The organism is Paenibacillus sp. PsM32 (assembly GCF_030433815.1).
Taxonomy (GTDB): Bacteria; Bacillota; Bacilli; order Paenibacillales; family Paenibacillaceae; genus Saccharibacillus; species Saccharibacillus kyungheensis.
Map to the genome: position 1 here is coordinate 312,637 of NZ_JARUWY010000004.1, position 21,517 is coordinate 334,153.

Here is a 21,517-nt window from a genome sequence, read left to right on the forward strand (position 1 = left end):
CTGTATAAAAGGTTTTATAAGGTTTATTTGAATAATGACATATAAAATAAAAGATTTAATATAGCGTTAATCATTAGGTTTGATTTTAACAAAGATTGCACGTAATAAAGGTATTTAATTGATCATTGATTGCTACAATCATCCTGTTCATAAAGAAAAAAGGGGATGATTGTTATATTTAAGATGATCAACAAACGCAAATTAAATCAGCTACAGCTTTCTATTACAGCGGGTACACTGGCTGTTTCATTACTACTCGGTCTTGCTGGTGAAACGGTTAGTGCGGCGAGTAAAGAACAGCCAGAAATTCGTGCCAAAAATGTGATTATGTTAATTCCAGATGGAATGAGCATGGATGGTACAACGTTAGCCCGTTGGTATAATGGAGGCAAAGCATTAGCACTTGATGAAATGGCAAGCGGACTTGTGCGTACATATTCTGCGGATGCCGCTATCGCTGACTCGGCTCCCGCAGGAACAGCTTTTGCTACAGGATTCAAATCACATACTGGTTATGTAGGCGTATTGCCTGATCAAAATACAATGCCAGGGCTTCCCAAATTAGCACCTGGTGATGCTAAAAAACCTGTTGCCAATATTGTAGAAGCAGCAAGATTAGCAGGTAAATCGACAGGGATTATAGCGACTTCTGAAATTATGCATGCGACTCCGGCAGACTTTAGTGCTCATTATCCAGATCGAAGCAATTATGATGCTCTAAGCGAACAACAAGTATATGCAGGTATGGATGTGGTACTTGGTGGCGGAGCGACATACTTTACACCAGCAGGACGTGAAGATGGCGAAGATTTGACCAAAGTGATCGCGAGCTCCGGTTATAATATCGTTAAAAATACAGCAGAACTAAAAGCCGCTTCTTCCGGCAAGTTATGGGGAATGTTTGCAGATACAGCGATGGCAAACGATATGGATCGTGATCCTGTGAAGCAACCAAGTATAGCGGAAATGACAGACAAAGCGATTCAAGTCCTTTCCCAAAATGAAGAAGGATTCTTCTTAATGGTAGAAGGCAGTAAAGTGGATTGGGCAGCTCATGCCAATGATCCGATCGGGATTATTAGTGAAGTGAATGCTTTTGATCGCGCTGTTGCGAAAGCACTTGCTTTTGCCAAACAAGATCAGAATACATTAGTGATTGCGGCTACCGATCATGGTAACGGCGGGATTACGATTGGGGATGCAGGTACAACCGGAACATATGACGAAGAACCGTTGTCTACCTTTATTGCTCCGTTGAAAAAAGCAAAAGCAACCGGTGAAGGATTGGAAAAGAAATTCAATAGTAACCGTACCAATATCAAAGCAGTGATGAAGCAATACTATGGTATTACTGATCTGACAAAAGAAGAGATCGCTACAATCAAAGCAGCCGAAAAAGGACGTATGAATTACGCAGTCGGTCCAATGATTAGCAAACGTGCTCATATCGGCTGGACAACAGGCGGTCATACGGGCGGTGAAGTGGTTCTGTATTCGTATGCACCGGGCGGTGTACAGTTAACAGGAGTGGTTGAAAATAGTGATATCGCTAGTTATATGGCTTCAGCATTGCAAGTGGATCTAGCAGATGTATCGAAGCAATTATTTGTACCTGCCAAAACTGCTTTTGCAGCTAAAGGCGCTACTGTTAAATGGGATGCGACTGATGCTCGTAATCCAGTGGTGGTCGTCACCAAAGGAAACGATACATTGCGCTTACCTGTATTTAAAAATACAGCAGACTGGAATGGCAAAACGGTGAAGCTCAAAGGCAATGTTATTCATAACGGTGTACAGACTTATGTACCACAAGATGCTGTTGATTTGTTTTCATAAATAAGACCAAGCAAAAAGTCATATCTCTTATTAAGAGATATGACTTTTTTGCGTAAAAAAATAGCGGTATAAACTACATTAAAATATATTATGATGAAGAACTTCCGATATCATGTTTTTCAGACAACACATTTTTGTCAGCTAATAGTTCAATTAACTCTTTGGCATTCGGCGTCGCATCGCCAGCGGAATTGTTATTGAATACTACATAGACATGTTCGGACTGATTTTGAATCTCTAGCAGTCGATCCCGCCATTCTGTTAACTCTTCGGTATTGTACTTATACAGATATCTGAGCTTGCGCCAATTTGGATCACTACTTTTATGCCAGCCATCTATATTGCGTCCATGCATCCGTACATAGGTTGCTTGTTTGGAAGTAGCGGCGGTAATGATCGGAATCGAGCCCATGCCTGCTTGAGGTTCATCAACAATCGTATGAATCCAATCTTCTTTACGCATAAAGTCTAGCGTTTTCTCCCGGAATTCTGGCATATACCAGGTCTGGTTACGAAATTCTAAAGCACAAGGAATATCGCCCATGAGTTCACGTGTTTCGCGCAGGGTATCGACATTGTCACGATTACATTCAAACCACGGTGGATATTGAAATAACGCCATCCTTAATTTGCCTGCATCGATCGCCGGTTGTAACGACACATGGAATGCTTGGAACATTTCTTCTTTGGTATCAAAATAATTCTTTTTCCCGCGTAAATGTCCGGTCATCCCTTGATAGGCTTTGAATACAAACCCAAAATGATCAGGTGTCTGTTCTACCCATTTGGTTACATTTTTGACAGGTTGAACAGCATAAAACGAACTATCTATTTCAACGATAGGAAAATGTTCACTATACGTAGGTAATCGTTCTGGCGCTTTGATTTTGCCATAGAGTTCGGGATGATCTCCGAATCCGGTAAGTCCGATCTCAATCATGCTCATTTCCCTCCTAGCGTCTCTAATTGAATAATAATTTTGAATTCTAAGTAGTATTAAACGAAAGAGATAAATCCTTAAACAAATGAAATGACCGTGTCTCTACATATGTATTATTTTTATATACTTATAGCGAGCTTTACAGATGTATAGATCAAGAAAGTACATTGTATTTCTCTTTATTTTTGTACGTTACTGATAGTTTTTTATCACAATGGGTAAATAACATAGGAGCACCAATTATATTTCCGTACTCAATTTGATTGAAGGAGGATGATTGTAATGACGAATCCAGATATACTTAGTGCAATGAAGAACAGAAGAAGTATCTATGGTATTAGCAAAGAAGCTGTAACTTCTGACGAACGTATTCAAGAGATTGTAGAAGAGGTGGTACTACATACACCATCCGCATTTAACTCTCAAAGTGCTCGTGTAATTGTGTTGTTAGGTGAAAAACATGATCAATTGTGGCAGTTTACAACGGATATTCTAAAAGAAATCGTACCTGCTGATAAATTCGGCCCTACACAAGAAAAAATGGATAGCTTCCAAGCTGGTTATGGTACCATCCTATTTTTCGAAGATGAGTCGGTTATTCGTGGTATGCAAGAGCAGTTCCAAGCATATCAAGATAACTTCCCGGTATGGTCACAACAATCTTCCGGTATGCATCAATATTTGATCTGGACATTGCTTGAAGCTGAAGGTTATGGCGCTTCACTACAGCATTACAATCCATTGATCGATGAGAAGATCAAAGCAGAATGGGATATTCCAGAATCATGGAAATTGGTTGCAGAAATGCCGTTTGGTAAGCCAACAGCACCTGCAGGCGACAAAGAGTTCAAGCCGCTTGAAGAACGTATTCGCGTTTTGAAATAATGGCTAATAACAAAAAGCAAGCTAACTACAGTTAAATGCTGTAGCTGGCTTGCTTTTTTTGCTGGAATGATTCTATCTGGATGGTATATAAGAGTGGTATTTCATAACAAAAGTCATAAGCAATCTTATAAGCAATGATAATACTGAAATGAACTACAGCTCTAACATAAACGAAGCTTTATCTTGCTCTACACCATTAATATAGATCGATACATAATGAATACCTGCATAATATTTACGTGTAGTAATTTCTTTAAATAGATGCTTTTTACGGATAACATGGGTGCCAGAAGCGAAAGATTTGGCTGTCCATTTGAACCGTTTAGGAGCATTTTTGCCGTTTGCTTTCATATGATGAATCTCGTAATCAATCCGCAACGATTGCTCTGTAGCCGATTCGTTAACCAGTGTAAATGAAAACTCAACATAATCGCCCATCATCACTGTAGTCGGCTGTACTTGAAAATGGGTTATATGTACGTCTTCACTGGCGATATAGCCGAACAATTGCAATATAGCAGGATGATCACGCTTCAGCAGTGTACGACAGCCGTGACGAACAATCCAATCTGTATGAGTATGATGACCATACCATTGTTGAGCTAACTCGGCGATACGATCAGGATGGTCTTTGGCAATATCATTTAGATGATTGGCTACACTTTTACGTACATAAAGCGAAGGATCGTTGTTAAGCTTGGTTAACCGTTCTAGCGTTGGCGATGGATCTTGAATAAACAAAGGCAACTGGGTCGCCCAGGGTAAGCGTGGACGGAATCCTTCGCTCGCCAGACGGCGTAGATGCTCATTATCGCTTACGATCCAGCGATCCATCTGCTCTAACATCTGTGCCGGATATCGAATAATAAAAGGACGTACAGCAAATTCAGCACTAGAATACACAGTGAATACTTCCAAAGCACGTATCGACACATCCAAATGCTCCAGACCATTTAACTCTACATAATCCGGGAAAAATAAATATTCTACACCCCGACAGTAGGGAGCGGCTTTAATTAAGATATCGATAGCTTGTGGATAAGGTAGATGAAGAGCAACCGTAATCGCTTCAGCAATATGCCGTAAACGTTGTTTGAAAGCAAGTTCGTGCCACTGATCATCATAAATCTGTTGCAAAAATAGATCTGCTTGGAACTCGGAAGATTGTTCTATCATCACATCAACAAAATGCTGTAAAAAAGATTCGCTAAATCGATCTTTAAAATTTTCCATCGTAGAACTCCAATCTTTTTGAATATTGGTATACATATTTATAATAACTAACCGATAAAATAATATATACTATAAATTAGTTATAAGAAAGAAGGAAATACATTGGGAGAATTTTTGGATGTATACAAAAACAGAAGATCAGCAACCAAATTTGTACCGGATATTCAGATCACTGAGAAAGAATTAGATGAAATTTTCAACCTTGTTAAGCTTGCACCTTCTGCTTTTAATTTGCAACATGTTCATTATGTAGTCGTTAACGATACTGAAGGTAAGCAGAAAATGTATGAAGCTTCAGGTAAGCAATATAAAGTACTTACTTCATCGGCTGTGATTGTGGTGTTGGGCAATACACAAGCTCACCAGCATACAGCTGAGATTTATGAAGGTATGTTCAATCTAGGGATACTTAGCAAGCAAGAATATGATCAGACCGTGTCTTCTACGATCCAGTTTTATCAAGATCGAGGCGAGATTTTTCAAAAAGAAGAAGCGATTCGTAACGCAAGTCTATCTGCTATGGCATTAATGCTTATCGCCAAAGAAAAAGGCTGGGATACTTGTCCAATGATCGGCTTCGATCCGGTACAAGTTGTGAACGAACTGGATATTCCAGATACCCATGTACCTGTTATGATGATTACTATTGGCAAAGAAGATACTTCCAGTCAAAGACCTCGCGGTTACCGCAAGCCTGTCGCTGAATTTGTAAGTTATCATCAGTTTCAATCCAATTGATATGTTCTTTCAATTATATAGCAAAAAAAGCGGAATATCTCCTTTGTATAAGGGGATATTCCGCTTTGATTTATGATCGACTATTATGAATTAGCAGGTTCGTTGTCATGAGATTCATGGTGATCATGATCGGTTACAACGTTCGCTTCTAATTCTTCTCCTTCAGGAACAGCTACACAGCCGTCATCTTCATTGTCTTCTGTATGTTCGATATCCAGTTCAGGCAATGCCCATACCGATACGCTACCACCGTTGACAGGGAAAGTCGCCCAACCGTCTTCTTCAATCGTAATATGATCTTCACGCGCATTGGTCATGTCTACCCAGATTTCACCAGCATGATCTTCACCGATAAACATCCGTTTGTCGCCACCATCACTATTAGACATCACGACTGCACAACCAGAGCGTTCGATCTCTTCGCTACCTTTACGTACCCAACCGATAATATTGGCATCATCGAAGTAATCATCTTGTTCACCATAAGCTTTGTGGTAACGAGAGTATAGCAAGCAATCCAGCATATCTTTTTTACCTTCTACTGGATGTTCGCCACCGATTCCGAAATAATCACCATAGAATACGCAAGGATATCCATCTTTACGTAGCAAAATCAATGAATACGCTAATGGTTTGAACCAATCTTCGATCCATGACTCTAACGCTTCATTTGGTTGAGAATCATGGTTATCGACAAAGGTTACTGCATTGGTCGGGTGAGTCTGTACTAACGTATCGTTGAAAATCGTAGACAAATCAAAAGCAGCTCCAGATTGAGAAGCTTCATGTAATTTGTAATGTAGTGATACGTCAAACAGGTCAATCTGATAATCAACAGTATCCAAGAATTCCTGACAAGCAGCTAATTCAGGATTCCAGAATTCGCCTACAATATAGAAATCTTGTCCACGTTTGTTGATCATTTCGCCTACAAATTCACGTAGGAATTCATAGTTAATATGTTTAATAGCATCCAGACGGAAACCGTCACAACGAGTGGTATCAATCATCCATTTACCCCAGTTGATCATTTCTTCACGAACTTCTGGAACATTATAATCTATGTTAGCAAACATCAAATAATCATAGTTACCAAATTCATTATCTACATTTTCATTCCATTGTTTGCCTTCATCAGCAATACGGAAAATACCTGTGCGTTCTGCACGAGCATCATAATCTGTACCATTGAAATGATGATAATCCCATTTGAAAGCAGAATATTCTTCGCCACGACCCGGGAAAGTGAACTTCGTCCAACCTTCGATTTCGAATGGCTCAGAAATTTCTTCTGTCCGGTTATTCGGATCGACTTCGATGACATGGAATGCTTCGGTCTCATCTGCTCCTGCTTTGTGATTCATGACTAGATCGGTATACACATTGATTCCAAGTCGGTGACAGGCAGCAATCGCATCTAGCAATTCTTTTTTGGTACCATATTTAGTACGTACTGATTCTTTTTGGTCAAATTCACCCAAATCATACAGATCATACACACCGTATCCTGTATCTTGTGGTGTATGCCCTTTGGTTACCGGTGGAATCCATACCGTTCCGATTCCTGCTTTTTTAAGGTCTTTTGCTGTCTCCTGCAATCTTTTCCAGTGTGAACCATCAGCCTCGACATGCCATTCAAAAAATTGCATCATTGTTACATTGCGACTCATCTATTATTACCCCCTTGATCTTTTCAAGCGAACGACCTGCCACCGGAGGAAGAAGAGAGACCATAACTCTCAAAAGTACCAATCTCGGCGTAGACTGCGTACGGCTGTGAAAAACATTACCCATTTAGTTAGGCATGTTAAACGTAGCAAAGTGCAGGTTATCGCTATAATGTAGAAGAGTATCTACTTTTAATAAGCGATTAAGCCCATTTGAGCAGGAATATCGCTCTATTTCGCCTTTTTTATAAAAATAATCTTTTAGCAACATCAGAACAACTTTTATAAAAATCCAAAAATGAGAACGATTACAAATAATAGCCATTATTATTTACCCTTATCAACAACAATCAAGTCAGTATGTAATGTAGAAAAGACGATAAACAAAAAGCCTTGAAAGCAATCTTCAAGGCTTCTTTTAAAAAATAAATAGACAATAATAGTTGTGAGGAAAATAAATTATGCTTCTTCGACTTCAAAGCCAGCTTGTTTCCATGCTGCTGTTCCGCCATCGATATAAGCTACATCAGTGAAGCCCATTTCTTTAAGAAGGTAAGCACCAAGAGCAGCTTGTCCGCCTGCACCACAAGTCACTAGAATCGGACGTGAACGATCTGACAAACGACCATCGCGCAGTTCTTCTGGCAATTGTAGATCAGCACGAATTGGCAACATACCCAACGTGATATTAGCGCTACTTGGAATTAGACCACAAGCTCCAGCGTCTTTAGCATCCTGTACATCAATAATAAATGTTTCAGGTTGTGCGTTGATTTTTTTGCGTGCTTCTTCAGAAGATACACCAGGTACGTTATTTCTTGCTTTTGTTACCATATCCGTAAATGTTAATGCCATTGTTCATCGACCTCCAGTTAGTTAGTGTGAAAGTAGTACTTCATCATTATTTTACCACAATTTAACAACTGTATTCAGCATACAATTAGTTTAACTTTTCACCAGCAAGTACTTTTTGAATATCACTTTCTACTTCTGCTGGATCAAGACGTGATGGATATTGTTTAACCACATTTCCCTTTTGGTCAACCAAGAATTTGGCAAAATTCCATTCGATCTCGCCTGTACGAGAAGGAGCAGGAGTCTCATTCACTAGATATTGGAACAATGGATGAGCAGTTTCACCAATCACATCTACTTTGGAGAATAGCGGGAAACTAACATTATAGTTCACCTGACAAAAAGATTTGATATCTTCTTCTGTGCCTGGCTCTTGTCCTTTGAACTGGTTACAAGGGAAGCCAAGTACTTTGAATCCTTGTTCTTGATACGTATCGTATAATTTTTGCAGACCTTCATATTGAGGAGTTAGACCGCAACCACTTGCTGTATTCACGATAAGGAGTACATCACCATTGTAATCGGCAAGAGACTTTTCTTCTTTATCAATTGTTGTTGCTGAATAATCGTAGACTGACATTCTATTCCATCTCCTTTAAAAATGATTTTGCAAAATTTAATTTTCATAAATATATATCTTAATTGTAACGTATCCATTTTAAATGTCAATGTCCAACTTGATCAACTTCATGTAAACTGTAAACAAAGCAAAGGTCTTTTTTTCTACAAATAGCACACCCGTATACGATACAGGAGGCGGTAAATGATGAAACTATTATTGTCTGGATTTGAACCATTTGGTGGTCATACTATCAATCCAACACAGTCTTTATTGCAAGCGATGGAAGATTATTCATTTACAGATATTTCGTTAGAACTGCATACGATCTTGTTACCTGTACACTATGATGAATGTGTCGAACTACTGCTTGCTGAAGTGGAGCGATTCCAGCCTGATATTATTATCGCTTGCGGGCTGGCAGCAGGACGTACAGCTGTTAATTTGGAGCGGATTGCAGTAAATATCAAAGACATCGAAGCTTCCAGTTATGCTGATAACCGTAACGAACGTCCACAAGATGTACCGATTCGGGCGAATGGACCGGATGGATTATTTTCAACGTTACCGATTCGTGTGATCACTGATCGATTGATTGAAAATGGGATTCCAGCCGTCATTTCTAATACAGCCGGAACGTTTATCTGTAACAATGTCATGTACGGTATGCTGGATTATGTAAAGCAGTCCAGTCCGGGTGTTAGTGCAGGCTTTGTTCATTTTCCAGCTTCAACAGAAATGGCTCTGCATAAGCCAAGTCTTCCGACATTGCCGATCAACTTAATGTCCCGAGCACTACAATTAATTATACGTACGACAGTAGAGCAATTGCAAAAAGACGAATAATTGCTAGTCCTATCTGTAGTCTATTCTTATAAATAAAAAGCAAAAACCTCTTATTTCGGTGATCTATCGAAGTAAGAGGTTTTTGTGATGTTAACCTGTGGTAGAAGAGCGTGAACGTTGTCTACTGTACCATCGATAGATCCAGATGATGATTGCCCATATCAGACTGACCAACATAATCGGGAACATCAATAATAACGGAATATCAATTAACGCTCCTATTGGATCTGGATGAGTTAGTTGATAAATATACCCCGGCAGAAGAGCACACAATCCCAGTACAAATAAGATTGTCGTACCGATCCAGCTTTTACGAGAAAAACGTGAACCTGCCAAAATAATAAATAATAAAACCAACAATTCAATCAACCAGACCAGACGAAATAAAGGATCTGGAAACACACTTGCAGGATTAATCCATCCCATTGGAGATTGCACCACCGTTTCTATTCAAACGTGATTACAATTTTACCTTTAGCATGATGAGTAGCACTTAATTCATGAGCTTCTTGAAGACCTTTTTCAGAAAAAGGAATTTCAGTGCCGACGATGGCTTTGAGCTTACCTTCAGCCATTAATAACGCTAACTTTTGCAACTGTTCGCCGTTAGGTTGTAACCAGATCGATTTGGCAGTTACATCGTATTGTGCTTTGAGCTTCTCATCCGGTTCTCCAACGATTGAGATTAAGCGTCCAGTACCGGGTTTGAGTACTTTGAAGCTATCGGCTTGAATCTTATCGCCCATCGTATCAAATACCAGATCGACATCGGACAAGATTTCGGAGAAGTCAGCCGATTTGTAATCGATTATTTGATCTGCTCCTAATGATTCAAGAAATTCTTTATTTTTTTCGCTAGCTGTTGTAATAACATGAGCACCTGCATTTTTAGCAAGTTGGATCGCAAGACTACCTACGCCACCTGCTCCTGCATGAATCAGTACCGTTTCACCGGCTTTCAATTGTCCATGATCGAACAGAGCTTGCCATGCAGTAAGTCCTGCCAACGGAATCGAAGCCGCTTCTTGAAAGGTCACACTAACAGGCAATGCTGCTAACAAATGATCATCTACCAACGTGTACTCTGCATACGTACCAAAGCGCGTTGTTTCCGGACGAGCGAATACTTCATCTCCGATTTTCCATTCGGTAACCGCAGAGCCGACTTCTGTAATCACACCAGCAGCATCCCATCCCAAAATAATCGGGAACTCCCAATCCATCATTTGTTTTAAATAACCCGCACGTAATTTCCAGTCAATCGGATTGATCGAAGTCGCTTTTAATTTGACGACTACTTGATGTTCTCCGGGCACAGGATCAGGAACATTCATTTCTTTCAGTTCTTCTTTTTCACCGTATTGTTCGATTACAACTGCTTTCATTATTATTCCTCCTTATATGCTATGACTCTATAGTTAACATACACCAAATCATACATCTTGAATAATTAGTAAAAAGTCTAATTATTTTGCGTCAAAACCAACATTTCTGGATGCTTTTGACCGTTATATAGATTAGAACATGAACTATTTTGCGCAAATCTGCAAATGATTCTTACATAAATAGTAAACATCAGAAGAAGATGAAGGAGCCGTTATGAAAAAACAATGGCTAGTCCCCATAATTGTATTCTTATTAATCGCTTTGCCTGTATATGGATTTATCCGGCAATATCTTGACGATACAATCAAACATCCTGTCTCACAACATGGAGTCATGGATTTGCGTCAGTGGGATTACACAGCAGATGGCACTGTTCCCCTTAATGGGGAATGGGATATTTACCCCTCTGTTTTGCTGAATCCGCAAGATTTTCAACATGGAAAAGCAATATCGACGAATACTCCGGCTCAACCTATTCAAGTTCCTCAATCATGGAATAAAGTGATGGAGCAACATGGAGCTTCTGCTTTTGGGTATGCAACGTATCATTTGCGCATTCTGGTATCAGATCCAGAGCAAGCGGAACGCATGTATGGTATTCATGTCAAAAATATCCGTACAGCTAATCGCATTTTTATCAATGGACAACTTGTAGGGTCTAGCGGGTCTCCGGGGACGACAGCAGCAACGACGATCCCTAACAATGTTCCTTATAACACATGGGTTCCTGTAAATGGTAATACGATAGATCTGGTTGTTCAAGTCTCGAATTATAGTTATTCGTCTGGTGGTATCGTTTATCCGATCAATTTTGGTGATCTGGCTTCGATTACTAAAGAACGTGAAATTTCGATTATTAGTGATATCGCAGTGATGGGAGGATTTCTGCTTCCCGGTCTGTATGTATTGATTCTTTATCATATGCGTCGTAAAGATCAGACCTTGCTATATCTAGGATTTTTCTGTATCGCTGCTTTTGTACATGTTCTAACACATGGAGAAAAGTTATTCAGTATGATATTACCCGATCTTTCCTACGATATTGTATTGCGTGTTCAACTCATCTGTTCGGTAACCTTCTATTATTGTTTGCTGTTTTATGTAAGTAAATCGTTACCGAATGTAGCTCATCGCTGGGTGTTACGTATGTATCGAATCATGTCTATTATATTGCTGATTATGGCGTTAGCAACACCGACAACTTTTTTCACTCAGGTGGATAAAGGATGGTTTTTCTGTAACTTGCTTACAGTGGCATATATCCTCTATATCGTAGTGAGAGCGGTTATTCGCAAGCAACCGAATAGTCAGGCAATGCTGTTAAGTGTGCATAGTCTAGCGGTCGTTGCGATTATTAGTTTAATCAGTCTGCGAGGGATTATCGACAATACAGTGATTATTCCTTTAGAAGTATTATTTTTTGTCATTACGCAGTGTCTGTTGATCGGCCGACAATTTGCCCTTTCTTTTCAACAAATCGAGAACCTATCTCAGCAATTACTGACGTTAGATGAATTAAAAGATGAATTTATAGCCAATACATCACATGCGCTTCGTACCCCTTTACATGGCATGATTAATATGACGGAATCACTGATAGAAGGGGCGGCCGGGCCTGTAGCAGACCAGCAAGCGGAGCAACTGATCTTAGTATCTTCAACAGGGCGTAAGCTAGCAGCATTAATCAATGATATTCTGGATTATTCCAAATTGAAAAATGGTGATCTGTTGTTAGATCGCAAAGCGGTTGATCTACGTACTGTTGCTGAATCCGTACTCGAAATTGTTAGTTATACCGCAGCAGGACGACAAATTGTATTTATACAAGAATGGCCTGAATATGTACCTCCACTGTATACCGATGAAGATCGGTTAATTCAGATTTTATATAACTTGCTTGGCAATGCTGTGAAATTTACTGAACAAGGAGAGATTCGTTTTATTGTAGAAGTCGGTGCACAAGCGGTTACTTTTTCTGTAACAGATACAGGTATCGGGATCGAAGCAGATCGGTATGAAGATATTTTCAAATCATTTGAGCAAGGGTTAGGGCTATCAGAACAAAGTTATGCTGGTACAGGGCTAGGACTTAGCATTACTAAAAAGCTAGTCGAGCTGAACGATGGACAGATCACTGTAGACTCGGTTCCCGGTCAAGGATCTACATTTACAGTGACGTTGCCGACAGCGGATGTACCGATCACCAAAGAACTTACCACGTTCTCCAAACCGATCACTGTTCAACACGAAGTCAAACAATCGATCTCTAAAAACAAACCTGTGTTACAACGTGAAAAAGATGCAGTAGCACATAACGATGATGAATCATCTGTTGCTCCGCATACGCATGTTATTTTGATTGTCGATGATGATCCGATGAACTTGCAGGTGTTGAACAATATTTTATCGTTACAACAGTATGTGGTGATTGAAGCTCAAAGTGGGAAGCAAGCGCTGGATAAATTACGGTACCATCCGAAAATTGATCTAATGATTACCGATTGGATGATGCCAGGGATGTCGGGACTGGAATTATGCCGGCAGGTTCGTCAGCGGTATTCTCTATCTGAATTACCGATATTGATGTTGACTGCACGAAGTCGTCCTGAAGATATTCAGAATGGATTTGCAGCAGGGATTAATGATTTTCTAGGCAAGCCTGTTCATGCGATCGAGCTAAGAGCACGTGTGAATACATTATTAGCACTCAAATCATCTGTACAGACTGTGTTACGGACAGAAATGGCTTTTTTACAAGCACAGATCAAGCCTCATTTTTTATACAATGCGCTGAATACGATTATTGCGATGTGTTCGATTGATCCAGATCAAGCTTCGGAATTGTTGATTGAGCTCAGTCAGTATTTACGGCGAAGTTTTGATTTTCAGAATCGGGATCAGTTAACCACATTGAACAAAGAAATCGAATTGATTCAATCGTATTTATTTTTGGAAAAAGCACGCTTTGATGAACGCTTGCAGATTGTATGGGATATTGATCGTGAAATCGGGCAAATGATTCCACCGCTTAGTATACAACCGCTTGTTGAAAATGCAGTACGACATGGGCTGATGAACAGAGCAGCAGGTGGTATACTGACGATCTCGATTCAAGAACAACAGAATGATCTATTCGTACGTATTCACGATGATGGTATCGGTATCGCACCTGAAAAGATTCAAGCGTTGTTAGCAGGCGAGTCTGCGGCGTCTGCCAATAGTGGTGTAGGTGTGATTAATATTCACAAACGTCTACTCGCAATGTACGGGGAAGGGCTACAAATTGAAAGTACTATCGGTAAAGGAACAACGGTAAGCTTTATGATTCCGGGAGGTGAAATAAGCGCATGAGAGCGATTTTGATCGATGATGAAAAACCAGCATTGTTACACTTGGAAAAACTGTTAAACAAAGATGGCAATATTGAGGTCGTTGGCAAATATACATTTGCTCAAGCAGGGATCGATCATTTGAAAAAAGACAAAACCGATATTGTTTTTCTCGATATTGGGATGCCTGAGATTAATGGGCTAGAAGCGGCTGAATATATTCAACAGATTGATCATAGAATCAAAATTATTTATATTACAGCCTATTCTGAATATGCTTTAGAAGCATTTGAATTAAATGCACTGGATTATATATTAAAACCGATTGTGCCTGTTCGTTTTCAAAAAACGTTAGAACGGATACGCAATTCGATTCCAACTACTCAAGTGGTAGAGACCGAGCCTGCTGAAGATATGGTCAAAGTATTATGCTTTAAGCGGCTTACTTTACAAGATGGACACCATGATGGCAAAAAACTAAAATGGCGTACAATGAAAGCTCAAGAGTTGTTTGCTTTTCTGATGCATCACAAAGGAGAATGGGTCTCCAAAGAAAAAATTATAGATGCGTTATGGCCGGAATATACGGAAGAAAAAGCAACCACTCATTTGCATACATCGGTATATCAGATTCGGAAGTTGCTCAAAGAATGGGGTATCACTACCAAGCTGGAATATGCACAAGAAGGATATCGATTGAATCAAGAAGGTATTATGAATGATGTAGATCGATTTGAAGCAGGCATTCAAGCGGACAAAGATTATGCCGAAGATTGCTATCATCAAAATGAACACTTGTTATCGTTATATCGAGGTGATTATTTAGAAGAACATGATTATCCATGGGCAAGTATTCGTCGCCAAAATTTATTGCAAGCTTATATGAATCTATTGTTCACCACCGCTCAATATGAGATCAATCATAATCGGGAACAGCAAGCTATTCAGCGTCTATTAAGCGCATGGCAAAAAGATCCGTATTCAGAAGAAATTTGCCGATTGTTAATGACTGCTTATGCCAGTATCGGTCATTATGCTTTGCTAACAAGTTGCTATCGAAGTTTTGTGAATTTACTACAAGAAGATCTAGGCATTGAACCTCAAAAAGAAACGATACAATTATATCAACGACTTCACCAATAAATGACCAAATATATAATTATAAAAAGGATAGGGGGTTCGCGATGGCGCATTATCGTGGACGTGATATCAGTCGGTATTCGCTGTATATCTGTTGCATCAGTCTGCTAATGATGGTGGCTTGGGGATGGGGAGCTGTACAAGATGTTCAAGCAGCCGAACAATCTACTTCATCAGACAGCTTATCATCGCCTGTTGTACTAGCAGGGTCATCAGTGGATCTAGCGGATGTAGGTGTGAATATTCTAGCAGGGTGGCTAACAGGGACGACCACAGCGATGGAATATAGCATAGATTCTACTAACGGCACCAATGGTACATGGGTTCAAGCAGAAATGATCGTTACACCTGTACAATGGCAACCGGGTTATCTGTATATTCGAGAACAAGCAGATCCTACTAATATTCGCTTAGTAGCGGTTATACAGTTGGGTAGAGATGGCGCTTATATATTTGTCGATCCTACCATAACATCTATTGCCCCAACGACTGTAGATTCGTCGCTTGCAGAACCTGTTATCGGATCACCGGATTCCGCAGATATGGCAACGACTCCTATGGTTACGAATGAAGAGAATAGTATGGAGACGAAGCCGCTAGTTACAATTGACCCGGCTACAGATTCTACTTTGCCTACCATCCACATCAACAATCTTTTAGCGATTCAACAACTAACAGCGAACAATGATCATCAATTAACGATTTCAATCCCAAAAGATCAACCATCGATTCAAGTACCAATTGAAGGTTCATTATTACAAGCATTGTATGAGCAACAGGGTTCGCTGATAATTGTGTGTCCGCAAGTAACGTACACTTTGCCTATCGCTATACTACCGCAACAACAGTTAATTCAATCATTTACCAACCCGCCATCAGCGGTCACTCCGATTACGCTAATTATCAATATCAGTACACCATCCAGTAGTGAGTTAGCACCTTTGCAATCTATTGTGAACCAACAAGGGCTGACGATGATCGGTTCTCCGGTAGGTATTCAATTACATGCTGAATATAACGGACAGACAGTAGCCGTGAATCCGCAGGGAAGTGACCAAAGTCTCGACGTAACAATGTCAGTACCGAATACAACCTCTACTCCTTCTGCTAATGCTACAGCCACTACAGCGATTGTGTATCACAGTGATCAGACGATCAATCCTGTTCCTACAGTGATCTCACCCTCATCAGCAGACAGTCAATCACTAGCACGTATTCATGGATGGAGTAACGGTATCTATGCACTGATAGCTCATCATCCATCTTTTGTCGATATGACTACACATTGGAGCCGTACAGATGTGAATGATATGGCTGCAAGGCTTGTCGTAACAGGGGAAAAAGGAGGAGTCTTTGCACCGGATCGACTGGTAACCCGGGCGGAATTTGCAGCGATGATTGTTAGAGCACTGGGATTGTCGGCGGAACCTAGCAAAATTACTTTTTCCGATGTGAATGATTCTGATTGGTATGCTGGTGTGATTGGCAGTGCAAGTAATCATGGATTGATCGAAGGATATAACGATACTACGTTTCGCCCGAATCAACAGATTACCCGCGAAGAAGCAAGCGAAATATTGAGTCATGCGATGAAATTAACAGGCTTGAGTACAGATATTACGACCAATGAAGCCAATGCACAGCTAAGCGGTTTTTCTGATCGCAAGCAAGTCTCCAATTGGGCTGTGCCTGCACTGGCTTTGGCTGTCAAATATCATATTGTTGAAGGAAATCAAGGAGCTATAGAGCCACAAAGCGATGTGTCACGTGCACAAGCAACAACCATGATTCGCCGATTGTTACAACGATCTGGTTGGATCTGATCCAACTTAACTGAAATAAAGACTACAATACAATAAAAGCCTATCCCTAAAATGTATCATAATAGGGGTAGGCTTTTGTCATAGAGCTAGTGTTCATTGATCGCATCCTGTAACCAACGGGCACGATATACTTCAGGCGAACAACCAACCATTTGTTTGAATAATCGGCTAAAATGAGTCAATTGCTTGAATCCTACCAATCGACTAGCTTCAGTGATCGATAGATCGGATTGATATTGCAATAATAAAGTAGCTTGTGTAATCCGCCGATTGTATAGATATTTGAATACTGTAGTTCCTGTCGATTGCTTGAACACACTCGCAATATAAGGCTTGGATAAATGAAGATGATCGGCAATATCATCCAGAGTGATATCGTTCATATAATGAGCTTCGATATAATCCAGAATCGCTTGCGCATATCCTGATTTTCCAATCCGTTCATAAGTGATATGTTCTTGCTTACAACGTTCAGCAAGCAGTGATAGTAGATCACACATCCGCATTATAAATCGCAAAGATACTTTTTCATTTGGCTGAGGAGCGATCTGTTGTAGATAAGCTAACGACTGCTCCCATTCTGCTTGTTGTTCTGGATTGAGAGACAGCCGACAATTTCCGATATGTTCAAAAGGATACAGCAATTCCGAGATATGTTCAGGTTGAATATAATTGTGTAACACCGCTGGATCGAAATGCAAAATCGAGCGAATATACGGTTGATCAGGTGCAGGATGAGGGCGATGCAAAGTCATACCATGCATCAATAACACATCGCCCGGACGCAGATCATAGCTACGATCTCCTATAATGTAGGTGCACACGCCTGCATGAAAATAATAAATCTCATAATGTAAATGAGAGTGGAATCCGTCTACAGTCGGTGGCTGAAAAGGCATTTCCGAGCGATATCCATAAGTCACAGACTGGTCTAAGCGCAATGTATTAGGCATCTTGCCAGTATACCTCCTGCAATGGGGTCTATTCATCAGATGATCTTGACTCCATTGTAACACTGGCAAAGAGCGCTAGGACAGACGATTGGCCAAAGGAGCAGTATTAAATCCTTGTAGTGCGTTTGTTCTTTTCCACGCTTGCTGTTGCGCGAGCAGACATAATTCAGCGGCTTTGAACGCATGCTCTTGAGTCATCGCATGTTCAGTTCGCTCTAATACATCTAGAATCAACTGACCGAAAAATGGAAAGCCTACTTTACCTTTGACTTCAAAATGATATTCCCCTTCATGATTAACAAGATAGACATGATCACCTGCATTATCCCGAGCAATATCTACATACTTACGCAGTTCAATATAACCGTCTGTCCCTAGAATGGTAGTGCGTCCATCTCCCCATGTGCTAAGACCTTCAGGCGTAAACCAATCTACACGCATATACCCTGAAGCACCACTATTGCCTAGCAATGAAATTTCACCGAAATCTTCTAGTTCAGGATACTGCTGATGATGAAAATTAGCGACACGACTATGCTGAATTGTCGCATCTGTAGAGCCGGTAAATGTCAAAAACTGCTCAATCTGATGACTGCCAATATCACAAAGAATACCGCCATATCGTTCACGCTCAAAAAACCAATCCGGTCGCTTTGTTGCTTGCAAGCGATGTGGGCCTGTACCCATAACCTGTACTATTTGTCCGATAGCACCTTGTTGAATAAGTTGCTCTGCATAGACAGCACTTTCTACATGCAGGCGCTCGCTATAATAGACCATATATTTGCGTCCACTACGAACAGTTTCGACTTTAGCTTGGGTTAATTGTTCTAATGTGGTGAAAGGCGCTTTGTCGGTAAAATAATCTTTGCCAGCTTGCATCACCTGTATGCCAAGCGGTCCCCGATCTGATGGAATAGCAGCGGCAGCGACCAGAAGAATCTTTTCATCTTGTAAAATATGTTCTAATGTTGGCGCCACGCTCACTTGAGGAAATTGCTTGCAAAATTGCTGTACTTTGAGCGGATCAGGATCGTATACCCATTTTAGCGTAGCACCGGCTTGTATCAATCCTTCGCACATTCCGTAGATATGCCCGTGATCCAGTGCAGCCACAGCAATTTGACATTGATCGGGTGCACAGACCGGCTGGGATCGATATTCACTAGTTGGTGCGTAGAACATACCGTCTTTTTGCGAATGACTCATAGTGTAATCTCCTTAACATAGCTTGGTTTGGTTTCTATTATTTATAAGTAGCACTTAGATCAGCAGGCAATTCATCTGCCGAAGAATCAGGCTTGGCAATAGAAGATTGCTGTTTGCGTTGCTCCAATTCATGCTCAAATTGCTCTTCACTCACAGGTAGTTCTACCCAATCATCGATCCATGTCGACAAATACATCGCATTGGATAGACTTAGACCACGAATCCCTTCTTCGCCGGGAGCAATCAATGGAGTACCATGCTGAATACTTTCAATCCAATTGCGTATAATGCCAGGATGTCCAGTCTCATTTCCTTCAATCGGAATCTCACATTTCCAACATTCAGGATGTCCGAACTTGCCTGTATAATTTTGATTAAATACCGTCTCGGATTCACGCAAACGCCAGAAAGTTAACGTATCGTTTTCGATCACAATTTTGCCTTGATCGCCTGTAATTTCAAATCGATTACTACCCGGATATTCGCCTGTAGTTGTAATAAAAACGGCTGTTGCGCCATTCTCATATTCTGCATAGGCGGTCACATCATCTTCCACTTCAATATTGCGATATTTACCGAACTGGCAAAAAGCACGTATTCGGGTCGGCATCATCCCTGTTGTCCATTGCAACAAATCAAGCTGGTGCGGACATTGGTTAATCAATACACCACCGCCTTCACCACTCCATGTTGCCCGCCAACCACCGGAATCGTAATAACTTTGCGAGCGATACCAGTTCGTAATAATCCAATTCAGACGTCTGATCTCTCCTAATTCTCCTGAAGAAATCAAGTCTTTTAATTTGATATAAAGTGGATTGGTGCGTTGATTGTACATAATCGAAAATACACTACCACTTGCTGCTGCCGCTTCGTTCATTTCCCGTACTTGTCTGGTGTATACGCCAGCAGGTTTTTCTACAAGAACATGAATACCTTTGGCAAATGCGAGCGCGGCTTGTCTGGCATGATCATAATGTGGAGTTGCCAGAATCACTGCATCTACTGTTCCAGAAGAGAGCATGTCTTCGGCATTGCTCCAAAATGCAATAGTCGGTGATAGCTGTTCACTTACCCAATCACGCATCATTTCGCGAATATCACAAACAGCGACCAGTTCTGCACCGATAATCGTCCCTGATAATAATGTACGAGCATGAGCACTCCCCATATTCCCGACACCAATAATGCCTACACGTATAGTAGAAGATGTATCTTTCATCGTTGACCCTCCTTGATAGACTGTCCGGCAAGTTCACGAAATGATCTGGCAAAATACGATAACATCTCAAACGAATCCATTTGCCCGCTAAAATCTTCAACACCCAGATAACCGTCATAGCCTACACTTTGCAAATCGCTAATGATCTGTTGCCAGGGCACAATTCCTTCAAGCATAGGTGCCCACTGACACTGCCATTGCTGATCTTGCTGAATCCATGCTGCATTTTTGACATGAACATGAGCGAGATAAGGCCCTAGCAATTGAAGCCCCATCCGGTAATTTTCATATCCTTCATGTACCATATTGCCGGGATCGTATAACACACCTACATACTGTGGATCCAGATGTTCGACCAGACGTAACGCCGCAGAAGCACTAGCAGCAATCGTCTGATGATGGGTCTCTATTAGAGCTTGAATCCCGTATTGTTGAGATAATTCTTGTACACTGGAAAGGTAACGGGTAGCTTCTGCATCCAGATCGCGATAATGACGGCTACGATCATACATGGGTACACCGACACGCATCATCGAAGCCCCTAATTGGCTGGCAGTGGCAAACGCATGATGGGTACTATCCAGATCCCCACATTTCAGATAAGGAACAAGAGCAATCGACTCTAATTGATGTTGTTGTACAGATTGCTTGATAATAGAAACACTAGGTTCAGTATGTTCTGGATCAATCGAACAACGATTATGTCGCCAAAAAGAAGGAACTTCTGCTTGCGCATCTTGCGGAATAGCAGCAAAGCGCCACTCAATCCCGTCTATACCTGCCTGTGTAGCTGCTGTTATTAATTGTTCTGGTGTAAGATCAGGCGTACATACAGTAAACACTGAAAGTTTCATACGTAAATAGTCAGCTCCTTCATCATCGGTTAGGATAAAAAC

18 protein-coding genes are annotated in these 21,517 nt (G+C 40.7%); 7 read left to right on the forward strand and 11 right to left on the reverse strand.

The features are described from left to right. The first annotated feature begins 165 nt into the window (after positions 1-165). Positions 166-1,836 (forward strand): alkaline phosphatase, encoded by a 1,671-nt coding sequence (locus QCD85_RS11465; protein WP_441005620.1) that lies wholly within the window; start codon positions 166-168, stop codon positions 1,834-1,836. An 88-nt stretch (positions 1,837-1,924) separates the two neighbouring features. Here QCD85_RS11465 and QCD85_RS11470 read toward each other — a convergent pair whose 3' ends face one another. Then, a complete protein-coding gene (locus QCD85_RS11470) occupies positions 1,925-2,776 on the reverse strand; it encodes a DUF72 domain-containing protein (protein WP_301262678.1) in 852 nt (283 codons plus the stop codon). A 282-nt stretch (positions 2,777-3,058) separates the two neighbouring features. Between QCD85_RS11470 and QCD85_RS11475 the strand changes: the two genes are divergently transcribed. After that, complete coding sequence (locus tag QCD85_RS11475; RefSeq protein WP_204826005.1) at positions 3,059-3,661, forward strand: nitroreductase family protein; 603 nt, start codon at positions 3,059-3,061, stop codon at positions 3,659-3,661. A gap of 153 nt (positions 3,662-3,814) precedes the next feature. Here the strand turns inward: QCD85_RS11475 and QCD85_RS11480 are convergent, their stop codons facing one another. Continuing rightward, positions 3,815-4,894, reverse strand: coding sequence for a DNA alkylation repair protein (locus QCD85_RS11480; RefSeq protein WP_301262679.1), 1,080 nt, complete (start codon positions 4,892-4,894; stop codon positions 3,815-3,817). Between the two features lie 102 nt (positions 4,895-4,996). Between QCD85_RS11480 and QCD85_RS11485 the strand changes: the two genes are divergently transcribed. Then, positions 4,997-5,632: a nitroreductase family protein gene (locus tag QCD85_RS11485; RefSeq protein WP_301262680.1), complete on the forward strand. Its 636-nt coding sequence runs from the start codon at positions 4,997-4,999 to the stop codon at positions 5,630-5,632. Between the two features lie 83 nt (positions 5,633-5,715). Here QCD85_RS11485 and QCD85_RS11490 read toward each other — a convergent pair whose 3' ends face one another. The 3 genes from QCD85_RS11490 to QCD85_RS11500 all read right to left on the reverse strand — a co-directional run bounded on the left by QCD85_RS11490 (position 5,716) and on the right by QCD85_RS11500 (position 8,734). After that, positions 5,716-7,302 (reverse strand): alpha-amylase, encoded by a 1,587-nt coding sequence (locus tag QCD85_RS11490; RefSeq protein WP_301262681.1) that lies wholly within the window; start codon positions 7,300-7,302, stop codon positions 5,716-5,718. A 456-nt stretch (positions 7,303-7,758) separates the two neighbouring features. Beyond that, entirely contained in the window at positions 7,759-8,154 is a 396-nt protein-coding gene (locus QCD85_RS11495) for a rhodanese-like domain-containing protein (protein WP_204826008.1), read from the reverse strand. Between the two features lie 85 nt (positions 8,155-8,239). Beyond that, the gene (locus QCD85_RS11500) at positions 8,240-8,734 is read right to left on the reverse strand and encodes a glutathione peroxidase (RefSeq protein ID WP_204826009.1); all 495 of its coding nucleotides are present in this window, start codon (positions 8,732-8,734) and stop codon (positions 8,240-8,242) included. Between the two features lie 183 nt (positions 8,735-8,917). Between QCD85_RS11500 and QCD85_RS11505 the strand changes: the two genes are divergently transcribed. Then, positions 8,918-9,559, forward strand: a complete 642-nt coding sequence (locus QCD85_RS11505; RefSeq protein WP_367317641.1) for a pyroglutamyl-peptidase I — start codon at positions 8,918-8,920, stop codon at positions 9,557-9,559. 90 nt (positions 9,560-9,649) lie between these two features. Here QCD85_RS11505 and QCD85_RS11510 read toward each other — a convergent pair whose 3' ends face one another. Together QCD85_RS11510 and QCD85_RS11515 are read right to left on the reverse strand one after the other, a co-directional pair. Further along, on the reverse strand, positions 9,650-9,985 hold the full coding sequence (locus tag QCD85_RS11510; protein WP_301262682.1) for a hypothetical protein: 336 nt from the start codon (positions 9,983-9,985) through the stop codon (positions 9,650-9,652). A 20-nt stretch (positions 9,986-10,005) separates the two neighbouring features. Further along, positions 10,006-10,944: an NADP-dependent oxidoreductase gene (locus QCD85_RS11515; RefSeq protein WP_274171522.1), complete on the reverse strand. Its 939-nt coding sequence runs from the start codon at positions 10,942-10,944 to the stop codon at positions 10,006-10,008. Positions 10,945-11,158: 214 nt separating this feature from the next. On the opposite strand from QCD85_RS11515, the gene QCD85_RS11520 reads away from it, so the two are divergent. Genes QCD85_RS11520 through QCD85_RS11530 form a run of 3 tightly spaced genes read left to right on the forward strand, consistent with a single transcriptional unit; the run spans position 11,159 to position 17,237 of the window. Then, the gene (locus QCD85_RS11520) at positions 11,159-14,296 is read left to right on the forward strand and encodes a hybrid sensor histidine kinase/response regulator (RefSeq protein WP_301262683.1); all 3,138 of its coding nucleotides are present in this window, start codon (positions 11,159-11,161) and stop codon (positions 14,294-14,296) included. Beyond that, complete coding sequence (locus QCD85_RS11525) at positions 14,293-15,417, forward strand: response regulator (protein ID WP_301262684.1); 1,125 nt, start codon at positions 14,293-14,295, stop codon at positions 15,415-15,417. The genes QCD85_RS11520 and QCD85_RS11525 overlap by 4 nt, the downstream gene beginning before the upstream one ends. A 41-nt stretch (positions 15,418-15,458) precedes the next feature. Beyond that, entirely contained in the window at positions 15,459-17,237 is a 1,779-nt protein-coding gene (locus tag QCD85_RS11530) for an S-layer homology domain-containing protein (RefSeq protein ID WP_301262685.1), read from the forward strand. A gap of 86 nt (positions 17,238-17,323) precedes the next feature. On the opposite strand, the gene QCD85_RS11535 is transcribed toward QCD85_RS11530, so the two are convergent. From QCD85_RS11535 to QCD85_RS11550, 4 genes are all read right to left on the reverse strand, one after another. Beyond that, positions 17,324-18,190, reverse strand: coding sequence for an AraC family transcriptional regulator (locus QCD85_RS11535; protein WP_301262686.1), 867 nt, complete (start codon positions 18,188-18,190; stop codon positions 17,324-17,326). Positions 18,191-18,265: 75 nt separating this feature from the next. Further along, positions 18,266-19,399 (reverse strand): Gfo/Idh/MocA family protein, encoded by a 1,134-nt coding sequence (locus tag QCD85_RS11540; RefSeq protein ID WP_301262687.1) that lies wholly within the window; start codon positions 19,397-19,399, stop codon positions 18,266-18,268. 37 nt (positions 19,400-19,436) lie between these two features. Further along, entirely contained in the window at positions 19,437-20,621 is a 1,185-nt protein-coding gene (locus tag QCD85_RS11545) for a Gfo/Idh/MocA family protein (protein ID WP_301262688.1), read from the reverse strand. Next, entirely contained in the window at positions 20,618-21,475 is an 858-nt protein-coding gene (locus QCD85_RS11550; RefSeq protein WP_301262689.1) for a sugar phosphate isomerase/epimerase family protein, read from the reverse strand. Before QCD85_RS11550 ends, QCD85_RS11545 begins: the two co-directional genes overlap by 4 nt. Between the last annotated feature and the right edge of the window lie 42 nt (positions 21,476-21,517).